Origin of the sequence: Streptomyces sp. NPDC048182 (assembly GCF_043202555.1) — a bacterium.
GTDB lineage: Bacteria > Actinomycetota > Actinomycetes > Streptomycetales > Streptomycetaceae > Streptomyces.
In genome coordinates this window covers 183,610-205,479 of the sequence record NZ_JBIDAQ010000006.1, presented here as the reverse complement: position 1 = coordinate 205,479, position 21,870 = coordinate 183,610, and the positions used below count along the sequence as shown (strand labels likewise).

At 73.7% G+C, this 21,870-nt stretch carries 18 protein-coding genes and 1 tRNA gene; 14 read left to right on the top strand and 5 right to left on the bottom strand.

The window, feature by feature from the left end:
* Positions 1-27: 27 nt before the first annotated feature.
* The 7 genes from galU to ACGFZL_RS14305 all read left to right on the top strand — a co-directional run bounded on the left by galU (position 28) and on the right by ACGFZL_RS14305 (position 5,422).
* Complete coding sequence (gene galU, locus ACGFZL_RS14335) at positions 28-939, top strand: UTP--glucose-1-phosphate uridylyltransferase GalU (protein ID WP_393691529.1); 912 nt, start codon at positions 28-30, stop codon at positions 937-939.
* Complete coding sequence (gene glp, locus ACGFZL_RS14330) at positions 936-2,288, top strand: gephyrin-like molybdotransferase Glp (RefSeq protein WP_393691527.1); 1,353 nt, start codon at positions 936-938, stop codon at positions 2,286-2,288. The genes galU and glp overlap by 4 nt, the downstream gene beginning before the upstream one ends.
* A gap of 87 nt (positions 2,289-2,375) precedes the next feature.
* The gene (moaC, locus tag ACGFZL_RS14325; RefSeq protein WP_393691525.1) at positions 2,376-2,888 is read left to right on the top strand and encodes a cyclic pyranopterin monophosphate synthase MoaC; all 513 of its coding nucleotides are present in this window, start codon (positions 2,376-2,378) and stop codon (positions 2,886-2,888) included.
* Positions 2,885-3,403 (top strand): molybdenum cofactor biosynthesis protein B, encoded by a 519-nt coding sequence (locus ACGFZL_RS14320; protein ID WP_393691523.1) that lies wholly within the window; start codon positions 2,885-2,887, stop codon positions 3,401-3,403. The genes moaC and ACGFZL_RS14320 overlap by 4 nt, the downstream gene beginning before the upstream one ends.
* A gap of 17 nt (positions 3,404-3,420) precedes the next feature.
* Complete coding sequence (locus tag ACGFZL_RS14315; protein WP_393691521.1) at positions 3,421-4,029, top strand: GNAT family N-acetyltransferase; 609 nt, start codon at positions 3,421-3,423, stop codon at positions 4,027-4,029.
* Between the two features lie 135 nt (positions 4,030-4,164).
* Positions 4,165-5,286 carry a gephyrin-like molybdotransferase receptor GlpR gene (gene glpR, locus ACGFZL_RS14310; RefSeq protein ID WP_355174114.1) on the top strand — a complete coding sequence of 374 codons (1,122 nt, stop codon included), beginning with the start codon at positions 4,165-4,167 and terminating at the stop codon, positions 5,284-5,286.
* 62 nt (positions 5,287-5,348) lie between these two features.
* Positions 5,349-5,422 (top strand) — tRNA-Ala (locus ACGFZL_RS14305).
* Positions 5,423-5,537: 115 nt separating this feature from the next.
* On the opposite strand, the gene ACGFZL_RS14300 is transcribed toward ACGFZL_RS14305, so the two are convergent.
* Together ACGFZL_RS14300 and ACGFZL_RS14295 are read right to left on the bottom strand one after the other, a co-directional pair.
* On the bottom strand, positions 5,538-6,095 hold the full coding sequence (locus tag ACGFZL_RS14300) for a hypothetical protein (RefSeq protein WP_393691519.1): 558 nt from the start codon (positions 6,093-6,095) through the stop codon (positions 5,538-5,540).
* Positions 6,096-6,155: 60 nt separating this feature from the next.
* Positions 6,156-6,647, bottom strand: coding sequence for a GNAT family N-acetyltransferase (locus ACGFZL_RS14295; RefSeq protein WP_393691517.1), 492 nt, complete (start codon positions 6,645-6,647; stop codon positions 6,156-6,158).
* A 70-nt stretch (positions 6,648-6,717) separates the two neighbouring features.
* Between ACGFZL_RS14295 and ACGFZL_RS14290 the strand changes: the two genes are divergently transcribed.
* Positions 6,718-7,521, top strand: a complete 804-nt coding sequence (locus ACGFZL_RS14290) for an exodeoxyribonuclease III (protein ID WP_393691515.1) — start codon at positions 6,718-6,720, stop codon at positions 7,519-7,521.
* On the opposite strand, the gene ACGFZL_RS14285 is transcribed toward ACGFZL_RS14290, so the two are convergent.
* Positions 7,509-8,147 carry a MerR family transcriptional regulator gene (locus ACGFZL_RS14285; protein WP_393691887.1) on the bottom strand — a complete coding sequence of 213 codons (639 nt, stop codon included), beginning with the start codon at positions 8,145-8,147 and terminating at the stop codon, positions 7,509-7,511. The two genes, ACGFZL_RS14290 and ACGFZL_RS14285, sit on opposite strands and share 13 nt — an antisense overlap.
* 189 nt (positions 8,148-8,336) lie before the next feature.
* Here ACGFZL_RS14285 and ACGFZL_RS14280 point away from each other — a divergent pair, with 189 nt between their 5' ends.
* The 4 genes from ACGFZL_RS14280 (at position 8,337) to ACGFZL_RS14265 (ending at position 12,018) form a co-directional block, all read left to right on the top strand.
* A complete protein-coding gene (locus ACGFZL_RS14280; RefSeq protein WP_393691513.1) occupies positions 8,337-9,896 on the top strand; it encodes a flavin-containing monooxygenase in 1,560 nt (519 codons plus the stop codon).
* The gene (locus ACGFZL_RS14275) at positions 9,893-10,834 is read left to right on the top strand and encodes an alpha/beta fold hydrolase (RefSeq protein WP_393691511.1); all 942 of its coding nucleotides are present in this window, start codon (positions 9,893-9,895) and stop codon (positions 10,832-10,834) included. Before ACGFZL_RS14280 ends, ACGFZL_RS14275 begins: the two co-directional genes overlap by 4 nt.
* Entirely contained in the window at positions 10,831-11,727 is an 897-nt protein-coding gene (locus ACGFZL_RS14270; RefSeq protein ID WP_355174126.1) for an SDR family oxidoreductase, read from the top strand. The genes ACGFZL_RS14275 and ACGFZL_RS14270 overlap by 4 nt, the downstream gene beginning before the upstream one ends.
* A gap of 87 nt (positions 11,728-11,814) precedes the next feature.
* Positions 11,815-12,018: a hypothetical protein gene (locus tag ACGFZL_RS14265; RefSeq protein ID WP_355174128.1), complete on the top strand. Its 204-nt coding sequence runs from the start codon at positions 11,815-11,817 to the stop codon at positions 12,016-12,018.
* 66 nt (positions 12,019-12,084) lie between these two features.
* On the opposite strand, the gene ACGFZL_RS14260 is transcribed toward ACGFZL_RS14265, so the two are convergent.
* Positions 12,085-15,528 (bottom strand): S41 family peptidase, encoded by a 3,444-nt coding sequence (locus ACGFZL_RS14260; protein WP_393691885.1) that lies wholly within the window; start codon positions 15,526-15,528, stop codon positions 12,085-12,087.
* A 216-nt stretch (positions 15,529-15,744) separates the two neighbouring features.
* On the opposite strand from ACGFZL_RS14260, the gene ACGFZL_RS14255 reads away from it, so the two are divergent.
* Positions 15,745-16,347 (top strand): TetR/AcrR family transcriptional regulator, encoded by a 603-nt coding sequence (locus ACGFZL_RS14255; protein WP_355174130.1) that lies wholly within the window; start codon positions 15,745-15,747, stop codon positions 16,345-16,347.
* A 113-nt stretch (positions 16,348-16,460) separates the two neighbouring features.
* Positions 16,461-18,674 (top strand): MMPL family transporter, encoded by a 2,214-nt coding sequence (locus ACGFZL_RS14250; RefSeq protein ID WP_393691508.1) that lies wholly within the window; start codon positions 16,461-16,463, stop codon positions 18,672-18,674.
* Positions 18,675-18,741: 67 nt separating this feature from the next.
* Here the strand turns inward: ACGFZL_RS14250 and ACGFZL_RS14245 are convergent, their stop codons facing one another.
* Positions 18,742-21,858, bottom strand: coding sequence for a tetratricopeptide repeat protein (locus tag ACGFZL_RS14245; protein WP_393691506.1), 3,117 nt, complete (start codon positions 21,856-21,858; stop codon positions 18,742-18,744).
* Between the last annotated feature and the right edge of the window lie 12 nt (positions 21,859-21,870).

Here is a 21,870-nt window from a genome sequence, read left to right as displayed (position 1 = left end):
ACATACGCAGCCGCTATGGTGGCGCGCATGAGCCAGTCCCACCCCAAGATCCGGAAGGCCGTCATCCCCGCGGCCGGCCTCGGCACCCGGTTCCTGCCGGCCACCAAGGCGACTCCCAAGGAGATGCTTCCGGTCGTCGACAAGCCCGCCATCCAGTACGTGGTCGAGGAGGCCGTCGCCGCGGGCCTCGAAGACGTCCTCATGGTCACCGGGCGCAACAAGCGCCCCCTGGAGGACCACTTCGACCGCAACTACGAGCTGGAGTCCGCCCTCCAGCGCAAGGGCGACGCGGGCAGGCTGGCCAGGGTCCAGGAGTCCAGCGACCTCGCGATGATCCACTACGTCCGCCAGGGCGACCCCCGCGGCCTCGGCCACGCCGTGCTCTGCGCCGCCCCGCACGTGGGCGCCGAGCCCTTCGCGGTGCTCCTCGGCGACGACCTGATCGACCCCCGCGACCCCCTGCTCCAGCGCATGATCGACGTCCAGGAGCAGCGCGGCGGCAGCGTCGTCGCCCTCATGGAGGTCGCGCCCGAGCAGATCCACCTGTACGGCTGCGCCGCCGTGGAGAGCACCGGGGAGGCCGACGTCGTCCAGGTGACCGGTCTGGTGGAGAAGCCGGACGCGGCCGACGCGCCGTCCCATTACGCGATCATCGGCCGGTACGTCCTGGACGCCAACATCTTCGACGTGCTGCGCAAGACCGAGCCGGGCCGCGGCGGCGAGATCCAGCTGACCGACGCCCTCCAGCAGCTCGCCGCGGACGAGAACCTCGGCGGCCCGGTGCACGGCGTCGTCTTCAAGGGCCGCCGCTATGACACCGGCGACCGCGGCGACTTCCTGCGGGCCATTGTCAGACTCGCGTGCGAACGTGAGGACCTGGGCCCGGACTTCCGGGCCTGGCTTCGCAGCTACGTAGCCGAGGAGATGCAGGGCCGTTGAGCAGCACCGCGCACCGTGACGACGCCGGCCACGAGAACGCCGCGCAGGGACCGGACCCCGACCGGCTGTGGACGGTGGGGGAGCACCTGGCGGACGTCCTCGCCGCCGTGCACCCCCTGGAGCCCATCGAGCTGCAACTGCTCGACGCCCAGGGCTGCGTCCTGGTCGACGACGTCACGGCCGCGGTGTCCCTGCCGCCCTTCGACAACAGCTCGATGGACGGGTACGCGGTGCGGGTCGCCGATGTCGCCGGCGCGAGCGAGGAGTTCCCGGCCGCCCTGGAGGTCGTCGGCGACGTCGCCGCCGGTCGGCGGGACCCGCTCACCGTCGGGCCCGGGCAGGCCGCCCGCATCATGACCGGCGCCCCGCTGCCGCCCGGCGCCGAGACGGTCGTCCCCGTGGAGTGGACCGACGGCGGCCTCGGCGAGGGCCCGGTCACCGGGATGCGCGCCCGCAGCCTGGCGCCCGAGGGTGCCGAGGGCGAGGTGCTGGTGTACCGGCCCGCCGAGGCCCGGGCGCACGTGCGCGCCGAGGGCAGCGACGTGCGGGCCGGCGAGCGGGTCCTGGAGGCCGGCACGGTCCTCGGGCCGCCGCAGATCGCGCTCCTCGCCGCCATCGGGCGGGGCAGGGCACGCGTGCGCCCGCGCCCGCGCGTGGTGGTGCTCTCCACCGGCAGCGAACTGGTCCAGCCCGACGAGCAGCTGGCCCACGGCCAGATCTTCGACTCCAACAGCTTCTCCCTCACCGCCGCCGCCCGCGACGCCGGCGCCATCGCCTACCGGGTCGGCGCGGTCGCCGACGACGCCGAGACACTGCGCTCCACCATCGAGGACCAGCTGGTGCGCGCCGACCTCATGGTCACCACCGGCGGGGTCAGCGTGGGCGCGTACGACGTGGTGAAGGAGGCGTTGGAGCACGTCGCCGACGCCGAAGAGCCGGGCAGCGGCGTGGAGTTCCGCAAGCTCGCCATGCAGCCGGGCAAGCCGCAGGGCTTCGGCTCCATCGGCCCCGACCACACCCCGCTGCTCGCGCTGCCCGGCAACCCGGTCTCCTCGTACGTCTCCTTCGAGCTGTTCGTGCGCCCCGCGATCCGCGCCCTGATGGGCCTGCCGGATCCGCAGCGGCCGACGGCCACCGCCACCCTCGCCGCCGACGAGGCGCTGACCTCGCCCAAGGGGCGCCGGCAGTTCCTGCGCGGGTGGCACGCCGACGGCTCGGTCCGCCCGGTCGGCGGCGCCGGCTCGCACCTGGTGGCGGCCCTGGCGCGGGCGAACGCGCTGATCGTCGTCCCCGAGGACACCGAGTCGGTCGCGCCCGGCGCCGAGGTCGAGGTGGTCCTGCTCGGCTGACGGCCCCCCGTTGGCGGTACCGTGTCGCGCACAGCAGGCCCGCGGCGCCGCACCGCGGCGGGCCAGGACCGGGAGCACCGTACGAGCATGAGCACGCAGGACGCAGCCGCGCGAGACCCGCGGGGCGCACAGGACCACCTCACCCACCTCGACGAGGCGGGCGCCGCCCGGATGGTCGACGTGTCCGGCAAGGACGTCACCGCGCGCACCGCCCGCGCCACCGGCCGCGTCCTCGTCTCGCCGCGCGTGGTCGAGCTGCTGCGCGGCGAGGGGATGCCCAAGGGCGACGCGCTGGCCACCGCGCGGATCGCGGGCATCATGGGCGCCAAGCGCACCCCCGACCTGGTCCCGCTCTGCCACCCGCTGGCGCTCTCCGGTGTGAGACTGGACCTGTCGGTCGCGGACGACGCCGTGGAGATCGCCGCCACGGTGCGCACGACGGACCGCACGGGCGTCGAGATGGAGGCGCTCACCGCGGTCTCCGTCGCCGCGCTCACCGTGGTCGACATGGTCAAGGCGGTCGACAAGGGAGCGGTGATCACGGACGTGCGGGTCGAGGAGAAGACGGGCGGCAAGTCGGGCGACTGGAGCCGGTCATGAGCGAGGGGGCGCCCGCCGGCTACCGCGCCCTCGTGGTGACCGCCTCCAACCGCGCCGCCGCCGGCGTCTACGCGGACCGGGGCGGCCCGCTGATCGCCGAGGGGCTCAGGGAGTACGGCTTCGCTGTGGACGGCCCCCAGGTCGTCCCGGACGGCGACCCGGTCGAGGCCGCCCTGCGGGCCGGCGTCGAGGCGGGCTACGACGTGATCGTGACGACCGGCGGCACCGGAATCTCACCCACCGACCGCACGCCCGAGGCGACCCGCGCGGTGATCGCGTACGAGGTCCCGGGCATCGCGGAGGCGATCCGGGCGTACGGCCGGGACAAGGTGCCCACCGCGGCGCTGTCCCGGGGCCTGGCCGGGGTGGCCGGGGGCACCCTGATCGTCAACCTGCCTGGGTCGACCGGCGGGGTGCGGGACGGTCTGGCGGTCCTGGAGCCGCTGCTGCGGCACGCCGTGGACCAGATCCGCGGCGGGGACCACCGCAGACCCGGCGGCGGGGGTGCGAGCTGAAGAGCGGAGCCTGGCCCGTGGAGCTGGTGGACGGCGACGTCGTCCTCCGGCCGATACGGCCGCGCGACCAGCGGGCCTGGCGCGAGGTCAACCGGCGCAACCGGGACTGGCTGCGGCCCTGGGAGGCCACCGTCCCGCCGCCCGGGCCCGGCGGCCCGCTCGCGAAGCGGCCGACGTACCGTCAGATGGTCCGCTACCTGCGCTCCGAGGCGCGGGCGGGCCGGATGCTGCCGTTCGTCATCGAGTACCAGGGGCGCCTGGTGGGGCAGTTGACGGTGGCCGGGATCACCTGGGGCTCGATGTGCTCCGGGCACGTCGGCTACTGGGTGGACCAGGCGGTGGCGGGCCGCGGTGTGATGCCGACGTCGGTGGCGATGGCGGTGGACCACTGTTTCCGCGCCGTCGGACTGCACCGCGTCGAGATCTGCATTCGCCCCGAGAACGCGCCGAGCCGGCGGGTGGTGGAGAAACTCGGATTCCGCGAGGAGGGGCTGCGGCCCCGATATCTCCACATCGACGGCGGCTGGCGCGACCATCTCGTCTACGCGCTGACCGCGGAGGAGGTGCCGGACGGGCTGCTGCGCCGCTGGCACCGGCGCCGGAGCAGCCCGACTAAATCGAATTGACGTTCGAAATTGATCGGAAATATTGGCTGTCTGATCGCATCGATCACAAGAAAAGTTCGAAATATCAGCCAGATCGTGCGACACACCGGCTCAATTGGCGGATGGCCTCACGCAAACCCCTCTACCGTGTGAGGCGTGAGCAGCAGCGGCCTCATCTACGCAGTCATCGTCGGGGCCTGGGCCGCCTACTTGGTGCCGATGTGGCTCCGTAGGCAGGACGAGCTGAACGAGGCCCGTCCGACGGAACGCTTCAGCACCGCCATCCGGCTGCTGTCCGGACGGGCGGGGATGGAGCGCCGGTACGCCAAGGACCGGCCGCACCCGGCCGGGGAGGCGGAGCCCGACGCCGACGCCCCGTCCCCGGACGGCGCCACCGGTTCGGTGGACGTCCGGGCCTTCGCGGTGTCCCGCACCAAACGGCAGGCCCCGCCGCCGGAGCCGGCGCGGGCCCGGGTGCCGGCCGCCCGGCGCGCACCCGTCTCGCCGGAGGCCGCGGCGCGCGCCCGGCGCAACAAGGTGCTGGCCCGGCGCCGGCGCACCATCGCGCTGCTCTTCCTCCTCTTCACGCTCGGCTCGATCGTCGCGGCGGTCGGCGGCCTCGCCTTCCTGTGGGCGCCGGCCGGGCCGGCCGTGCTGCTCAGCGTCTACATCGCCTACCTGCGCACGCAGGAGCGGCGCCGGTACGCCTTCCAGATGGACCGCCGGCAGGCCGAGGCCGCCGCGGCCCGGCTGCGCGACCGCGACCGCCAGCCCCGTCGGCGCACCCCGGCCGACGCCGGTGACACGGACGCCGACGAACCGGACGAGGGCCCCGAGGCCACCGCGCCCGACCCGGGCCTCTCCGCCCTCGCCGCCGGCCGCCGGGCCCTGGTCGAGCAGACCGACCACGCCGAATGGGTCGACCAGCAGCGCGAGCGCCAGCGGCGCCCCCAGGGCGGCGACAGCTGGGACCCGGTCCCGGTCCCGCTGCCCACCTACGTCACCGCGCCGGTCGCCCCCCGGGCCACCCCGGACGTCGACCTCGCCGGACCGGACGCCTGGAGCGCGGCCCGCTCCAGCGCGGCGGCCCTCGGCCAGGAGGACGCGCCCCCCGCCCCGGAGGCCCCCGAGGCCGCCGACCCCGCCGACCGCGCGGAGCCCCCGGCCCGCACCGACGCCCGCCGCGCCGCGTCCGCCCGCCGGGCCCGCGAGCGGGGCCGCACGCCCCTCTTCGACCAGTACGAAGAGGGCGACCGGCCGCGCGCGGCCAACGAGTAGCCCCCGCCGGGAAGCGGTTTTCGAGCACACCCGCGGGGATGCTAGAGTTTCACTCGTTGCAAGGGCCTGTGGCGCAGTCTGGTAGCGCACCTCGTTCGCATCGAGGGGGTCTGGGGTTCAAATCCCCACAGGTCCACGCATCGAATGTTCTTGAGCTCGCTCAGGAAGAGTCCACGAGATCCCGCCCGATCTGATTGATCGGGCGGGATCTCGGCGTTTCCGGATCTTTTCCTGTGCGGGCTTCGGCCGGTCTACGTGGGCGGTGCCGCAGCACGATGGGTGGTCCCGGGGTCGACTGCCTCGGGGAAGCCCAAGTGGTCCAGGACGGTGGCGAAGAGGTCCTCGACGAAGGTCTCGTGGGACCGGAGGGTCCGCTCGATCGTGGCCGGGGACGCGTCGGCGCCCGCTCCCGCGGAACGGGCCCAGGCCAGGGCGGCGCGGGCGTCGGCGGGTACGCCGGCGTCCAACTCGGACAGCGGACGGTCCAGGATGTCTGACGCGGTCTCCAGGTGCAGCCACGCGCTCCAGCTGTTGCCGCCGGGTGCCAGACCGTGCACCCGGGCCACGTCGCTGTCGTGCACGGTCGCCACGCACGCCGGGGACCCGGTCCAGTCGACCACGGCCCCCAGAACGTCCACGGGCCGGCCGGGGAAGGCGGTCCGGTGGAACTGCCACGTCTGCCATCCGCCGGGCCGCGGCCACCACGAGCCGACGCTGCCCTCGTCGTCCGCCCGCAGGCCGCCGAAGACCGGCGCCGCCGTCAGCGGACGCTCGCTTCGGCCGAAGACCAGTTCACCCGAGAACCCCACCGTTGCTCCTCTCCAGGACCGTTGCCCGCACAGTAGGGCCGGCCACTGACAGCGGCGCCCTCAGTCGCGCGGGCTCCGGAGGTCCTTCGCGAAGCACAGGCTCTCGGCGTGGAAGCGGTAGTAGCCGAACTTGTCGCAGGGGTCGTAGCCGCTGGAGCGGTAGAGGGCGACGGCCTCCGGCTGCTTGGTGCCGGTCTCCAGGACCATGCGGACGCGTCCCGCCGCGCGGGCGTCCTCCTCCAGGGCGGCCAGGATGCGGCGGGCCAGGCCCCGGCCGCGGGCCGGCTCGGTGACGAACATGCGCTTCAGCTCGGCGTCGCCGTCGAGGTTGCCCTCCTCGTTGGCGTCCTGCCGGCGCCAGCCGCCGGAGGCGATGGGGACGTCGGCCTCGTCGTAGGCGACCAGGTAGAGCCCGTTCGGCGGGGCGAAGTCCGCGGCGGCCAGTTCGGTGGCGTCGCCGCCGTCGCCGTAGCGGACGTCGTACTCGGCCTGGACCTCGTCGTTGAGCTTGACGGCGTCGGGGTGGTCGAACGGGACCCGGCGTATGTTCATGCTTCCTACCGTAAATCGATGCTGGTGGCCGGAGGACCGGCGTCCTCCAGTGTGCCGGTATCGTGCCGGAATGCTCACCGTGACCTCCGTGAACGTGAACGGGCTGCGTGCCGCCGCGAAGAAGGGCTTCGTGGAGTGGCTGGCCGCGACCTCCGCCGATGTGGTGTGCCTCCAGGAGGTGCGCGCCGAGCCCGGGCAGCTGCCCGAGGCGGTGCGGGCGCCCGAGGGCTGGCACGTCGTGCACGCGCCGGCCGCCGCCAAGGGGCGGGCCGGGGTGTCGCTGTGCAGCCGGCGGGAGCCGGACCGGGTGCGGGTCGGGTTCGGGTCGGCCGAGTTCGACGGGTCGGGGCGGTACGTGGAGGCCGATCTGCCGGGGGTGACCTTCGCCTCGCTGTATCTGCCGTCGGGGGAGGTCGGGACCGAGCGGCAGGAGGAGAAGATGCGGTTCCTCGGGGAGTTCCTGCCCTACCTGAAGGAGCTGCGTGAGCGGGCCGCCGCCGACGGGCGCGAGGTCGTCGTCTGCGGGGACTGGAACATCGCCCACCGCGAGGCCGACCTGAAGAACTGGCGGGCCAACAAGAAGAACTCCGGGTTCCTGCCCGAGGAGCGGGAGTGGCTCGGGCGGGTGCTCGACGCGGGGGAGGGCGGCTTCGTGGACGTGGTGCGGGAGTTGCATCCCGATGTCGAGGGGCCGTACAGCTGGTGGTCGTACCGGGGGCGGGCCTTCGACAATGACAGCGGTTGGCGCATCGACTACCAGATGTGCACGCCCGGGCTCGCCGCCCGTGCCGTCAAGGGGTTCGTCGAGCGGGCCGCCTCGCACGGTGAGCGGTGGTCGGACCACGCGCCGGTGACCGTCGTCTACGAGCGCTGAGCGCGCTCCGACTGGGCGTGGACGCGGCGGTCCAGGGCCAGTGACAGCTCCGCCTCCACCACGCTGCGGGCCAGCGGGCGCAGGCGCTGGAGGTCCTGGTCGGGGGCGTGGCGCAGGACCAGGTCGGCGAAGAGGTCGGCCAGGGCCTCGGCGTGGTCGCGGACGCGCTTGCCGGCGTCGAGGACCTCGGCGAGCGGGATGCCCTCGCGGACCAGGGCGCTGGAGACGTCGAGCAGGCGGTGGCTGATGTGGACGAGTTCGTCGCCGTCGGTGCCGAGGTAGCCGAGGTCCATCGCGGCGGCCAGGTTCTCCGGGGTGACCTCGCCCTCGAAGCGGGCGGCGAGTTCCTCGGGGGTCAGCCGGACCGGGGTCTCCTCGGTGGGCTCGCCGAGGCCGAGGAGGTCGCCGACGTCGCGTCCGTGGTCGAAGGCGTCGGCGAGTTCCGCGATGCCGTTCAGGGTGTGGCCGCGTTCCAGCAGCGCCGCGACGGTGCGCAGGCGGGCCAGGTGGTGGTCGTCGTACCAGGCGATGCGGCCCTCGCGGCGGGGCGGCGGGATCAGCTTGCGCTCGCGGTAGAAGCGCAGGGTGCGCACCGTGATGCCGGCCAGCCGGGCCAGCTCCTCCATGCGGTACTCGCGGTGTTCGCGGTGCTCGCGCTCTTCGGTCACGCCTTCGACCCTATGTCGTACCCCCGGTAACTTTCCTCGGCCCGCCCCCTACCCATGAGTACGGTCCTGTTCTACAGTCCCATTGCGCCAGTGTTCACTGGCAGGGTTCTGGCGGAGACGCCGGCGGCGACGCGTGGAGGCTTCGGGATGGCCGAGCACGAGCAAGGGGACAAGCAGGGCTACGAGCCGGTCGGCGGGCATGTGCGCGTCGCCGTGATCGGGTCCGGCTTCGGCGGGATCGGGGCCGCCGTGCGGCTGCGGCGGGAGGGGATCACCGACTTCGTCGTCCTGGAGCGCTCCGACAGCGTCGGGGGCACCTGGCGGGACAACAGCTATCCCGGCTGCGCGTGCGACGTGCCGTCGCATCTCTACTCGTTCTCCTTCGCGCCCAACCCCGACTGGCCCCGCACTTTCTCCGGGCAGCGGCACATCCGCGCCTACCTGGAGCACGTCGCCGACACCTTCGGCCTCCGCCCCCACCTGCGCTTCGGCGCGGAGGTCGTGCGCACGGTCTGGGACCCGCACGAGCTGCGGTGGGAGATCGAGACGGCCCGGGGGACGCTCACCGCGGACGTCGTCGTCTCCGCCACCGGGCCGCTGTCCGACCCTAAGGTGCCGGACATCAAGGGGCTCGACTCCTTTCCCGGTGAGGTCTTCCACTCCGCCCGCTGGGACCACGGCTACGACCTCACCGGCAAGCGCGTCGCCATGATCGGCACCGGCGCCTCCGCGATCCAGATCGTGCCGGCGATCCAGCCGAAGGTCGGCCGCCTCACCCTCTTCCAGCGGACCCCGGCCTGGGTGATGCCCCGCATGGACCGGGCGATCAGCGGCGCCGAGCGCGCCCTGCACAGGGCGCTGCCCGCCACCGCCCGGCTGCGCCGCGGACTGCTCTGGGGCATCCGGGAGCTCCAGGTGCAGGCGTTCACCAAGCGGCCCGAAGAACTGGGCTTCGTCGAGCGGATCGCCAAGCGCAACATGGGCGCCGCCATCAAGGACCCGGCGCTGCGCGCCAAGCTCACCCCGGACTACCGCATCGGCTGCAAGCGGATCCTGCTCTCCAGCGAGTACTACCCGGCGCTCGCCCGCCCCAATGTGGACGTCGTCGCCAGCGGCCTCGCCGAGATCCGCGGCTCCACCCTCGTCGCCGCCGACGGCACCGAGGCCGAGGTCGACGCGATCGTCTTCGGCACCGGCTTCCACGTCACCGACATGCCCATCGCCGAGCGCGTGGTGGGCGCGGACGGGCGGACGCTCGCCGAGACCTGGAAGGGCGGCATGGAGGCGCTGCGCGGCGCCTCGGCGGCCGGCTTCCCCAACTGGATGACGATCATCGGGCCCAACACCGGGCTCGGGAACTCCTCCATGATCCTGATGATCGAGTCGCAGCTGAACTACATGGCCGACTACCTGCGGCAGTTGGACGTCCTCGGCGGCCGGGCCGCCCTCGACGCCCGGCCCGCCGCCGTGCGGGGCTGGAACCACCGGGTGCAGGAGCGCATGAAGCGCACCGTGTGGAACACCGGCGGCTGCACCAGCTGGTACCTGGACGCCAGTGGCCGCAACACCACCGTCTGGCCCGGCACCACCGCCGAGTTCCGCCGCGCCACGCGCCGGGTCGACCTCGCGGAGTACGAGGTGCTGCGGGCCCCGGCGGCCCGCCGCACGGAGGCCGTCACCGAGGACGCCGCGGAGGTGACCGCGTGAGCCGCCTGGCGCACCTGGCCTCGGGGCCGTACGCCCCGCCCGCGCCCACCCGGGTGCTCACCGCCACCTCCGCCGACGGCGCCCGCGTCCACGTCGAGGTGCACGGCCCCGACGACCCGGCCGCGCCCATCGTCGTCCTCTCCCACGGCTGGACCTGCTCCACCGCCTTCTGGGCGGCGCAGATCCGCGCCCTCTCCGCCGACCACCGGGTCGTCGCCTACGACCAGCGCGGCCACGGACGCAGCCCGGCCAACCCGGCGTGCGGCACCGAGGCCCTCGCCGACGACCTCGAAGCCGTACTGGAGGCCGTGCTGGCGCCGGGCGAACGGGCCGTCGTCGCCGGGCACTCCATGGGCGGCATGACGGTGATGGCCGCCGCCGCCCGGCCGAAGGTGCGCGAGCACGTCGCCGCCGTCCTGCTGTGCAGCACGGGCAGTTCGCGGCTGGTGGCGTCCTCCACCGTGGTGCCGCTGCGGGAGGGCCGGGTCCGCACCTGGCTGACCCGGCGCGTCCTCGGCTCCCGCGCCCCGCTCGGGCCGGTCACGCCGCTGGCCCGCCGGATCCTCAAGTACGGCACGATGGGCCCCGGTTCGGCGTCCGGCATGGTCGAGGCGTGCGCCCACATCGTGCACGCCTGCCCGCGCGGGGTGCGGCACGCCTGGTCGGAGGTGCTCGACCTGCTCGACCTCGACCACGGCGTACGGGAGTTGCGGATGCCGGTCGAGGTGGTCGCCGGCACCGCCGACCGGCTCACCCCGCCCGTGCACGCCCGCGCCCTGGCCGCGACGCTGCCCCACTGCGTCGGTCTGACCGAGCTGCCGGGGGTGGGCCACATGACGCCGATCGAGGCGCCGGAGGTCGTGACCGGCAAGATCCGCGACCTCGCCGCCACGTACCTCATCACCGACACCGCCGCACACGTGGAGGAGAGCGCATGAGCAGCAGGGTGAGCCTGGAGGGGCGCGTCGCCGTCGTCACGGGGGCCGCGCGGGGCGTCGGGGAGCTGCTGGCCCGCAAGTTGAGCGCGCGGGGGGTGAAGGTGGCGCTCGTCGGCCTGGAGCCGGACGCGCTCAAGCAGGTCTCGGCGCGGCTGCACAGCGAGAGCGAGCACTGGCACGCCGACGTCACCGACCAGGAGCAGATGACCCGGGTCGCGGCGGAGGTGCGGGAGCGGTTCGGCAAGGTGGACATCGTGGTCGCCAACGCCGGTGTGGCCAGCGGCGGTCCGTTCACCGACTCCGACCCCGAGGCGTGGCGGCGGGTGATCGAGGTCAACCTGATCGGCTCCGCGGTGACCGCCCGCGCCTTCCTGCCGCTCCTGGTGGAGAGCCGCGGCTACCTGCTCCAGGTCGCGTCCCTCGCCGCCATCACGCCCGCGCCGATGATGACGGCCTACTGCGCCTCCAAGTCCGGTGTGGAGGCGTACGCGCACTGCCTGCGCGCGGAGGTCGGGCACCGGGGCGTGAAGGTGGGCGTGGGCTACCTGTCCTGGACCGACACCGACATGGTGCGCGGCGCCGACCAGGACGACGTGATGCGCGAGCTGCGCCAGCGGCTGCCCTGGCCGTCCAACAAGACCTACCCGCTGGGCCCGGCCGTCGACCGGTTCGTGGAGGGCATCGAGCGCCGCTCCGCGCACGTCTACGGGCAGTGGTGGCTGCGGGGCATGCAGGGCATGCGCGGCTATCTGCCGGCCGTCATCGGCACCGTCGGGCAGCGCGAGATGCGGCGCTTCGCGGGGCGCCTGGAAGGCATGCGGATCGGCCTGGTGGGGGCCGGCGGGGCCGCCGACGAACAGCACCGGAGCGCGTCGGCTACCGTCCGTGAGTGATCGACATGCGCAGGGTCACGGCCCGTGTGAATCTGATCGAGCCCGGCCGAACCGGCCGGACCGGTAGACCACAGGAGTTGAACCCACATGGGTATCAAGGACCAGTTCCAGGACAAGGCCGAGCGCATGCAGGAGCAGGGCAAGCAGCGCGCGGAGCAGGGTCGCGAGCAGTTCCAGAACCGTGACCGCCGCCGCGACGAGGACGAGATGGACCAGCCGGCCCGTCGCCACGGCGAGGAGCGCCACGAGGGTGGTCGTGAGGACCGCCTCGAGGAGAGCTTCGACGCCTGACGCGTCGCAGCCGCTGACGTGACGTGAGAAGGGCGTTCCCGCCGAGGCGGGGGCGCCCTTCTGCGGCTACCGCCGGGGCGGCAGCGGCGGCCGGGACCGGTCGGGTACGTCGTCGTAGCCGGGCGGCGCGGCCGGCGGCTCGGTCTCCAGCAGCTCCAGGGCGATGCGCACCGCCTCGTCAAGGACCGGGTAGCGGCCCTCGGCCCAGTCCAGGGGCGTGCGCAGCGCTTCGACGTCCGGGGCGACGCCGTGGTTCTCCACGGACCAGCCGTAGACGTCGAACCAGGCCGCGTTCATCGGCACCGTGATCACCGTGCCGTCGCCCAGGCGGTGCCGCCCGGTCATGCCGACCACGCCGCCCCAGGTGCGCTGCCCGACCACCGGGCCGAGCCGCAGCAGCCGGAACGCGGCCGTGATCATGTCGCCGTCGGAGGAGGTCGCCTCGTCGGCGACGGCCACCACCGGGCCGCGCGGCGCGTCGGAGGCGTACGAGACGGGCTGGGCGTCGCGGGTGAGGTCCCAGCCCATGATGGTGCGGGTCAGCTTCTCGATCACCAGCTCGCTGATGTGGCCGCCCGCGTTGCCGCGCACGTCCACGATCAGGGCGGGCCGGGACACCTCGCGGCGCAGGTCGCGGTTGAACTGGGCCCAGCCGGAGCCGCCCATGTCGGGGATGTGCAGGTAGCCGCAGCGGCCGGCGCTCAACTCCCGTACCACCTCGCGGCGTTTGGTGACCCAGTCCTGGTAGCGCAGCGGGCGCTCGTCCACCAGCGGGACGACGGCGACCCGGCGGGCCGGGCCCGCGCCCTCGGCCGGGGCGAAGGTCAGCTCGACGGTGGTGCCGCCGGCGCCGGCGAGCAGCGGGTACGGGCCGGTCACCGGGTCGACCGGGCGGCCGTCGACGTGGGTGAGGACGGCGCCCTCGCGGATGCCGGTGCCGGCCAGCGGGGAGCGGGCGCGGGAGTCGGAGGAGTCGCCGGGCAGGATCCGCTTGAGCGTCCAGCGGCCTTCGCGGCAGGCGAAGTTGGCGCCCAGCAGGCCCTGGCGGCGCTGGTAGTGCGGGGGGCCCTCGTTGCGGCGGGCGGGGGTGACGTAGGCGTGGGACGTGCCCAGCTCGCCCAGCACTTCCCGGAGCAGGTCGGCGAACTCGTCGGGGGAGGCGACCCGTTCGAGCAGCGGGCGGTACTGGTCGAGGACCGCGTCCCAGTCGATGCCGCACATGCCCGGGTCCCAGAAGTACGCCCGGATCAGCCGGCCCGCCTCGGCGTACGCCTGGCGCCACTCGGTGGGCGGGTCGACCTGGTGCAGGATGCGGCGCAGGTCGATCCAGGTGGTGGAGTCGGCGTCGCCCGGCTCGGTGGCGGGCACCGCGCGCAGGTCGCCCTCGTCGAGCAGGACGAGCCGGGTGCCGTCCCCGCTGACCCGGAACGTGTCGAGGTGCCGGGCGAGTTCGGAGCGCTTGGCCTTGGCGAGGCCGAAGTGCTCCAGGGTGGGGCGCTCGGAGGGGTCGTCCGGGTTGGCGAAGGTCTCGCCGAGCGCCCCCGAGATCGGCCAGCGCAGCCAGACCAGGCCGCCGCCGGCGACCGGGTGCAGGGCGGAGTACTTGGAGGCGGCGACCGGGAAGGGCGTCACCCGGTTCGCCAGACCCTCCACCTCGACGGTCACCGCGCCGCCCTCCCCGGGCTCGTCCTCCAGCGGGTCCAGGCCGCCGGCGGCGGGGCGGCCCTCGGGGTTCAGGGCGAAGGGGGAGGGGGTCGCGGAGGAGAGCGGTACGAGGTAGGGGCGGCAGCCGAGGGGGAAGGACAGGTCGCCGGTGTGCACGTCGTAGACCGGGTCGAAGCCGCGCCAGGAGAGGAAGGCGAGGTAGCGGCCGTCGCGGGTGAACACCGGGTTCTCGTCCTCGAACCGCCCGTCGGTGACGTCCACGACGAGCCGGTCGCTGATCCGGGCGAGCTTGATCTGGCGCAGGGAGCGGCCGATGCCGGGGTGGGACCAGGTGAGCCAGGCCCCGTCCGGGGAGAAGGCGAGGTCCTGGACGGGGCCGTTGACGGACTGGATCAGCTCGGTGACGCCGGGTCCTACGGGGTCGGCGGGGTTCGCAGCGCTGGCTGGGCCGGTGGCCGCGGGGGTGCCGCCGGCCCCGCCTTCCGCATCCGCTTCGGCCTCCGAGACCCTGCCTTCCGTGCCCCCTTCGGCCTCCGAGACCCCGCCGGCGCCGTCCGTACCGGCCGCGTCGGTGTCTCCGGCTGTCGAGACACCCGCGTCGTCCGCCCCCACCGCCCCGGCCTCCGGTACGTCCAGCAGGAGCAGGCGGCCGTCGTGGGTGGCGACGGCCAGGCGGTCGCCCGACGGGTCGGCGACCAGTTCCAGGACGCGGCCCAGGAGGCCCGTGGCGAGGCGGTGGGGTGGGCGGCCTCCGGTGGCGCGGGGGAGGTAGGCGACCTCGACCGCGTCCTCGTCCTCCGCGTCGGTGACGTAGGCGACCCGGCCGCCCGAGCCGAGCATCTCCGGCAGGCGGGCCCGGACACCGGGGGTGTCGGCGAGGGTGCGCGCCGGGCCGTCGCGGTGGGTGAGCCAGTACAGGCTCCCGCGCACCACCACGGCGCTGGCGCGGCCCGTCTCGTCCACGGAGACGCCGTCCACGTGCTGCGCGGCCGGCACCTGGTACGTGCGCCGCCCCGCCCGGGGCCCGCTGAGGCGGACGTCGAGGCGGCGCGGCCGGGCGCCCGGCGCGAGGTCCTCCACCAGCCACAGCTCGCCCGCGCACTGGTAGACCACCCGCTCGCCGTCGCTCGCCGCGTTGCGGGCGTAGAAGGCGTCGTGGTCGGTGTGGCGGCGCAGGCCGGTGCCGTCGTGCGCGCAGGAGTAGAGGTTGCCGACGCCCTCGTGGTCGGAGAGGAAGGCGATCCGGCCGCCGACGAACACGGGGGACTGGAGGTGCCCGTCCAGGTCGGGAAGGAGGCGGGCGCCGTGCAGCCAGAGGCGGCCGGTCGCACCGCCCCGGTAGCGCTTCCAGGACGCCGGCTCGTGCGGCGGCGTACCGGTCAGGAGCAGGGTCCGGCGCTCCCCGTCGAGGTCGGCGGCCTGGAGGTCGGTGACCGGGCCCCACGGCAGCTTGCGGCCCGGTTCGCCGTCCAGGGCGATCTTGTAGCCCCAGGTCAGATACGAGAAGGGCTCGCCGTGCGAGGTGACGGCGAGGACGCACGCGCTGCCGTCGGGTCCGGCGGGCGTCCAGCCGCGGACGCGGGTGTCGGAGCTGCCCCAGTGGGTGAGCCGGCGCGCGGGCCCGCCCTCCACCGGCACCAGGTGCACCTCGGGCGCGAGGGTGCGCCAGCTGGTGTAGGCGATGTGGCGGCCGTCGGGGGAGAAGCGGGGGCCGTCGGCCTTGGCGCGGTCGACGGTCAGGCGCCGGGCGTGGCCGGAGCCGTCGAGGGGCGCGAGCCAGAGGTCGTCCTCTGCCACGAAGCACAGCCGGTCGCCGCGGAGGTGGGGGAAGCGCAGGTAGCTCATGCTCACCCGTCCCATGCTTTGCCGGGGGCGGGGTACCGGCAACTCGTGGTCCGCGGTTCCTCGGCAGGCTCCTTCACTTCGGCAGGCTCCTTTACACGGAGCCGACGACCGTGACCCAGAACACGAACGAAACCGTTTCGTTTCGCTCGTTCCCCGGCGTACGCTGGCGGGGTACGGAACGGTGCCGTACCGACAGCACGAAGGAGGGGGAGCGAGATGACCGAGGTCGCCACGGCGCGCCGCAGCCGGATCACTCCCGAGCGCGAGGCGGAGCTGTACGCGGCCGTGCTCGACCTGCTCCGTGAGGTCGGCTACGACGCCCTGACGATGGACGCCGTCGCCACCCGCACCAGATCCAGCAAGGCCACGCTCTACCGCCAGTGGGGCGGCAAGGCCGAACTGGTCGTCCGGGCGCTGCGGCACGGCAAGCCGGACAAGTTCGACGGCATCGACACCGGCTCGCTGCGGGGCGACCTGCACGCGCTGGTGATGCAGGAGGACGACTGCACGATCGAGGCCAACTCCGCGCTGATGCGGGGCATCGCGATGGCGATGCACAACAACCCCGATCTGCGGGAGGCGTTCCGCGGCCAGCTGGTGGAGCCGGAGATGTCCGGCTGGGACCAGGTGGTCCGGCGCGCGGTCGACCGGGGCGAGATCCGCCCCGACTGCCCGGCGCTCGCCTTCATGCTGCACATGATGGTCGGCGGCTTCGCCACGAAGGCGCTGCTCGACGACCAGCCGCCCACCCAGGCGTTCCTCGTCTCGTATCTCGACGCCGTGGTCCTCCCCGCCCTCGGCGTCCCAGTCCGACCCTGATCACCGGCTGATCCCCGTCCCCGGCAAGCCCACCACCTGACGCCACCGCTCACGTCGTCGGGCTGATCATCCCTGCCCTGAAGACCACACGACCTGACCGGGAGTACGCCCTCGTGGCCACGTTCCTCTACAAACTCGGCCGGCTCGCCTTCCGGCGGCGCCACTTCGTCGCCCTGCTCTGGGTGGCGCTGCTGACCCTGGCCGGCGTCGGCGCGGCCAGCGCGCCGCCCGCCGGCTCCACCTCCTTCTCGATCCCCGGTACGGAGGCCCAGAAGGCCTTCGACCTGCTGGAACAGCGCTTCCCCGGGCAGAGCGCCGACGGGGCGACCGCGCGCGTCGTCTTCAAGGCGCCGTCCGGCGAGAAGATGACGGACGGCGGCAACAAGGCGGCCGTCCAGAAGACCGTGCGCGAGCTGTCCGACGGCTCCGAGGTCGCCTCGGTCGCCGACCCGTACAAGGGGAACGCCGTCAGCAAGGACGGCACGATCGCGTACGCCTCCGTCCGCTACGACGTCTCCGGCATGGAGCTGGAGGAGTCCAGCAAGGACGCCCTGAAGGACGCCGCCCAGCAGGCGCGCGACTCCGGGCTGACCGTCGAGATCGGCGGTGACGCGCTCCAGGCGATACCGGAGACGGGCGCCACCGAGGTCATCGGCATCGCCATCGCGGCCGTCGTCCTCGTCATCACCTTCGGCTCGCTGATCGCGGCCGGGCTGCCGCTGCTGACCGCGCTGATCGGCGTCGGCATCGGGGTCTCCTCGATCACCGCGCTGGCCAGCGTGATGGACCTCGGCTCGACCACGTCCACGCTGGCGATGATGATCGGCCTCGCGGTCGGCATCGACTACGCCCTGTTCATCGTCTCCCGCTACCGCGCCGAACTGGCCGAGGGCCGCGAGCGCGAGGACGCGGCCGGGCGGGCGGTCGGCACGGCCGGCTCCGCCGTGGTCTTCGCGGGCCTCACCGTGGTCATCGCGCTGGTGGGCCTGGCGGTCGTCAACATCCCGATGCTGACGAAGATGGGCGTCGCGGCGGCCGGCACGGTGGCCATCGCGGTCCTGATCGCCCTGACCATGATCCCCGCACTGCTCGGCTACGCGGGCCGCAAGGTCCGCCCGGCCGGCCAGAAGAGCCGCCTCCTCGGCGGGGGCCGGGCCAAGGCGTCCACCGAGGGCAGGCCCGCCAAGGCCAACATGGGCACCCGCTGGGCGAGCTTCGTCGTCCGCCGCCCGCTGGCGGTGCTGCTGCTCGGCGTGATCGGCCTGGGCGCGGCGGCGATCCCGGCCGCCTCCCTGGAGCTGGGCCTGCCCGACGACGGCTCCCAGCCGACCTCCACGACGCAGCGCCGCGCCTACGACCTCCTCTCCGACGGCTTCGGCCCCGGCTTCAACGGCCCCCTCCTTGTCGTGGTCGACGCGAAGGGGTCCGACAAGTCGGCCTTCACGAAGGTCTCCGACGAGATCAAGGGCCTGGACGGCGTCAAGGCGGTCACCCCGCCCGCGCCCAACAAGGCCGGCGACACGGCCACGATCTCCGTCATCCCGGACTACAAGCCGTCCTCCGTCGAGACCGAGAACCTGGTCCACGCGATCCGCGACGCGGGCGCCGGCATCAAGGCGGACACCGGCGCGGAGACCCTGGTCACCGGCTCCACGGCGATGAACATCGACGTCAGCCAGAAGCTCAACGACGCGCTGATCCCGTACCTGGTCCTGGTGGTCGGCCTGGCCTTCCTCCTCCTGATCGTGGTCTTCCGCTCGATCCTGGTCCCGCTGAAGGCGGCCCTCGGCTTCCTGCTCTCCGTCATGGCGGCGCTGGGCGCGGTCGTCGCGGTCTTCCAGTGGGGCTGGCTGGCCGGCCTGATGGGCGTCGAGGAGACCGGCCCGGTCATGTCGATGATGCCGATCTTCATGGTCGGCGTGGTCTTCGGCCTGGCGATGGACTACGAGGTCTTCCTCGTCACCCGCATGCGCGAGGCGTACGTCCACGGCGAGAAGCCGGCCCAGGCCGTGGTGACCGGCTTCAAGCACGGCGCCCGCGTCGTGACCGCCGCCGCGGTCATCATGATGGCCGTCTTCTCCGGCTTCATCGGCTCCAGCGAGTCCATGGTCAAAATGATCGGCTTCGGCCTGGCGATCGCGGTCTTCTTCGACGCGTTCATCGTCCGCATGGCGATCGTCCCGGCGGTGCTCGCCCTGCTGGGCAAGCGGGCGTGGTGGCTGCCGAGGTGGCTGGACCGCGTCCTGCCGAACGTCGACGTCGAGGGCGAGGGGCTGCGCCGCATGGACGACGGGCGGGACGAGGACCGGGAGTTGGTCCGGGTCTGACGTCCGCGGTGCCCTGAGGGGCGCGCGCCACCGGCCGGTGAGGTCTCCGCGATCAGAGCGGGGGGTCTCACCGGCCGTTCGCGTTCGGCGGGGGCTCACCGGCCTGTCGTGCGTGAGCGAGGTTGGCGCGGAAGACGCGGGTGTGCGGGTGGTCTGCCCGGAGGGCCCGCTCGGCGACGGCCAGGTTCAGCTCGTACAGGGCGGTGGCACGGTCGAGGTCGCCGGCCGACTGGTAGGCGTAGGCGAGGTTGTTGCGGGAGGTGAGGGTGTCGGGGTGGTCCTCGCCCAGGACGCGCGTGCGAGCGCTGAGGTTCTGCTCGTGCAGGGCGATGGCGTCGCTCGGGTTGCCCGCAGCCCGGTGGGCGTCGGCGAGGTCGTTGCGGAGGTCGAGGGTGAACGAGTGGTCGGCTTGGAGGAACCGCTCCGCGCCGGTGAGGGCCTGTGCGTACAGGGTGGTGGCACGGTCGAGGTGGCCGGCCGCCCGGTGGGCGCTTGCGAGGTCGCGGCGGGAGACGAGGGTGTCGGGGTGGCTCTCGCCCAGGACGCGCGTCCGACCGGTGAGGCTCTGTTCGTACAGGCTGATGGCCCGGTCCAGATCGCCCGCCGCCTGGCAGGAGAAGCCCAGGTTGTTGCGGGAGATCAGGGTGTCCGGGTGGTCCTCGCCCATGATGCGCGTGCGGTCGGCGAGGTTCTGCTCGTGCGCGGCGATGGCGCGGAGCGGATCGCCTGCCGCCAGGTAGGCGCACGCCAGGTTGTTGCGGGTGATCAGGGTGCTCGGGTGGTCTGTGCCGAGGACGCGTGTGCGGTCGGCGAGGCTCCATTCATACAGGGCGATGGCCCGGTCGGGGTCGCCCGCCGCCTGGTAGACGTGGGCGAGGTTGTTGCGGGAGGTGAGGGTATCGGGATGGTCCCCGCCCAGAAGGCGCTCGAAGTCCGCGCGACTCCGCTCGGACAGGGTGACCGCCCGGGGCAGATCGCCTGCTTCCGCGTAGGCGCGGGCCAGGTTGTCGCGGGAGGTGAGGGTGTGCGGGTGGTCCTCGCCCAGGACGCGCGTGCGGTCGGCGAGGTTCTGCTCGTGCAGGGCGATGGCGTCGTTCAGGTTGGCCCCTGCCTGGTAGACGCAGGCCAGGTTGTTGCGGGCCGTGAGCGTCCTGGGATCGTCCGGGCCATGGAGGCGGCTGGAAGCGGTCAATGAGCGCCGACTGTAGCCGATGGCCTCGGTGATCTGTCCTTGGCCGTCCAGATAGACCACCGTGATGCTCAGCAGGCTGTGAGTGGCCTCACTGTCGTCTTCGGGAGCGGTGCCCGCGAGGAGGGCCTGGGTGTGGGGGAGCAGGGCACGCCAGGTGGGCCAGCCGGCCACGTTCGCGTGCGGATCGTCCGGCAGCGCGGAGGCGAGGAGCACCGTGGCCCGGTGACGGGCGGTGGCGATGACGTGCGCGGCGCGGTGGGGGTCGGTGTCCTCCGCCGTGCCGACGTCGGGTGTGCGGGCGACCCTCTGGACGAGCCGGTGCACGCTGAAGGTGCCGGAGTCGAGGCTGATCATGCCGTACGACGCGAGCCGGCCCAGCGCCCGGGCGTACTCGACCGGGGTGTCGGCCATCGGGAGCAGCAGGTCCCGGGGGATGGCGTCCGGGGCGAACCAGGCGACCGTGCGGAGGATGTCCACGGCGAGGGGGGTGTCGCGGTGGAGGGCGTCGAGGGTGATGCGCCAGATGCGGGCCATCGTGCGCTGGGGGTCCGTGCCGGCGGGGCCCGTGTTCGTCGTCTCGGCGGGGTGCCGGTGCAGCAGGTCGAGGTAGGCGCCGACCGCGAGGTGGCTCTCGGCGATGAACGCGCCGGCCTGTTCCAGGGCCAGGGGCAGGTGGCCGAGTTCGTCGGCCAGGAGGCGGGCGTGGTGTTGGTCGTCGGCGTCGGTCAGGCCGGTGAGGCGGGTGAGCAGGTCCAGGGAGGCGTCGGCGGTCAGGAGGGGGAGGGCCAGGGGCGTGGTGGGCCAGCCGTGGGCGAAGCGGGTGGTGATCAGGTGGCGTCCGGCGTGGTGGAGTTGGCCCGTCAGGTGGGCGACGGTGTCGGGGCGTTCGGCGTTGTCCAAGACCAGGAGCCAGCCCGGGTGGGTCTGGAGCCAGCCGACGGCCCAGGCCGCGTCCTCGGTGGTGGTGCGGCCGGTGGGGCCCCCGTTGACGCGGGTCGTCAGGGCGGCGAGGTCCGTGGTGAGCTGCTCCGGCGTCTCGGCGCCGACCCACCACACCAGGTGGTACGCGTCCCGGTACGCGTGCGCGTAGTGCAGCGCCAGCGTCGTCTTGCCGACCCCGCCCAGGCCCTGCACGGTCTGCGTGACGGCCTGGGAGCCCTGCTCCAGCGCGGTGGCGAGCGTGGTCAGGGCCTCGTCGCGGCCGACGAAGACCTGGGTGGGGAGGCTCGGAAGGTTGTGGAGCCCCGCCGGTACGTCGACGTCGTACGGGCCGGTTCTTTCGGCGCGCGGGGAGATGACCTCCAGCGCCACCGCGTTGCCCGCGGCCTTGAGCGTCGTCGTGAAGCCGGGTCGCGCGGCGAGCGTGGCCAGGGGGACGGCGACGAGCTGGTCGCCGGAGTACGCTCCCGCCCGGTCGGTCGTCAGGACCCCGGTCAGCAGTTCCCCGCAGAACAGCGCCGCCCCCGACGCGCCGGACCAGGGCGACGATCCGGTGCCCGCGCCGGGCGTCGCGACCCGGTCGACGTGGGCCGTCAGCAAGCCCGACTTCAGGCCGCTCAGCGTCTCGATGTGGCCGCTGATCTGCTTCGTGTCCCGGCGCCCGTCCCGCTGCTCGGCCTCCGGGAAGCCCACCGCGACGCACGGCACCCGGGTGTCCACCATGCCGTCGGCGGGCGGCGGCAGGCGACCCCAGCGCACGGCCGGGAGCGGCGGGTCGGGGGGCTGCCAGGCGGTGTCGGTGACGAGGAGCAGGGCCGCGTCCGTGTGCGGGTCCGCCGCGAGGTCGGGCGCGCGCTCGGGCCACAGCACCTCGGCCGCCGCCCACCCGTCCTGCCGCTGCCCGTGCGGGGCGAGCCGGCGCACCTCGACCGCCCGCGCGGGCCCCCGCACGTTGTGGAAGGCGGTCAGGACCAGCCGGTCGGTGACGAGGTAGCCGGTTCCGGCGATCCCGGCCCCCGGGTCCCAGACCTCCACCACGCGTCGTACGTCCACGTGCGCTCAGCC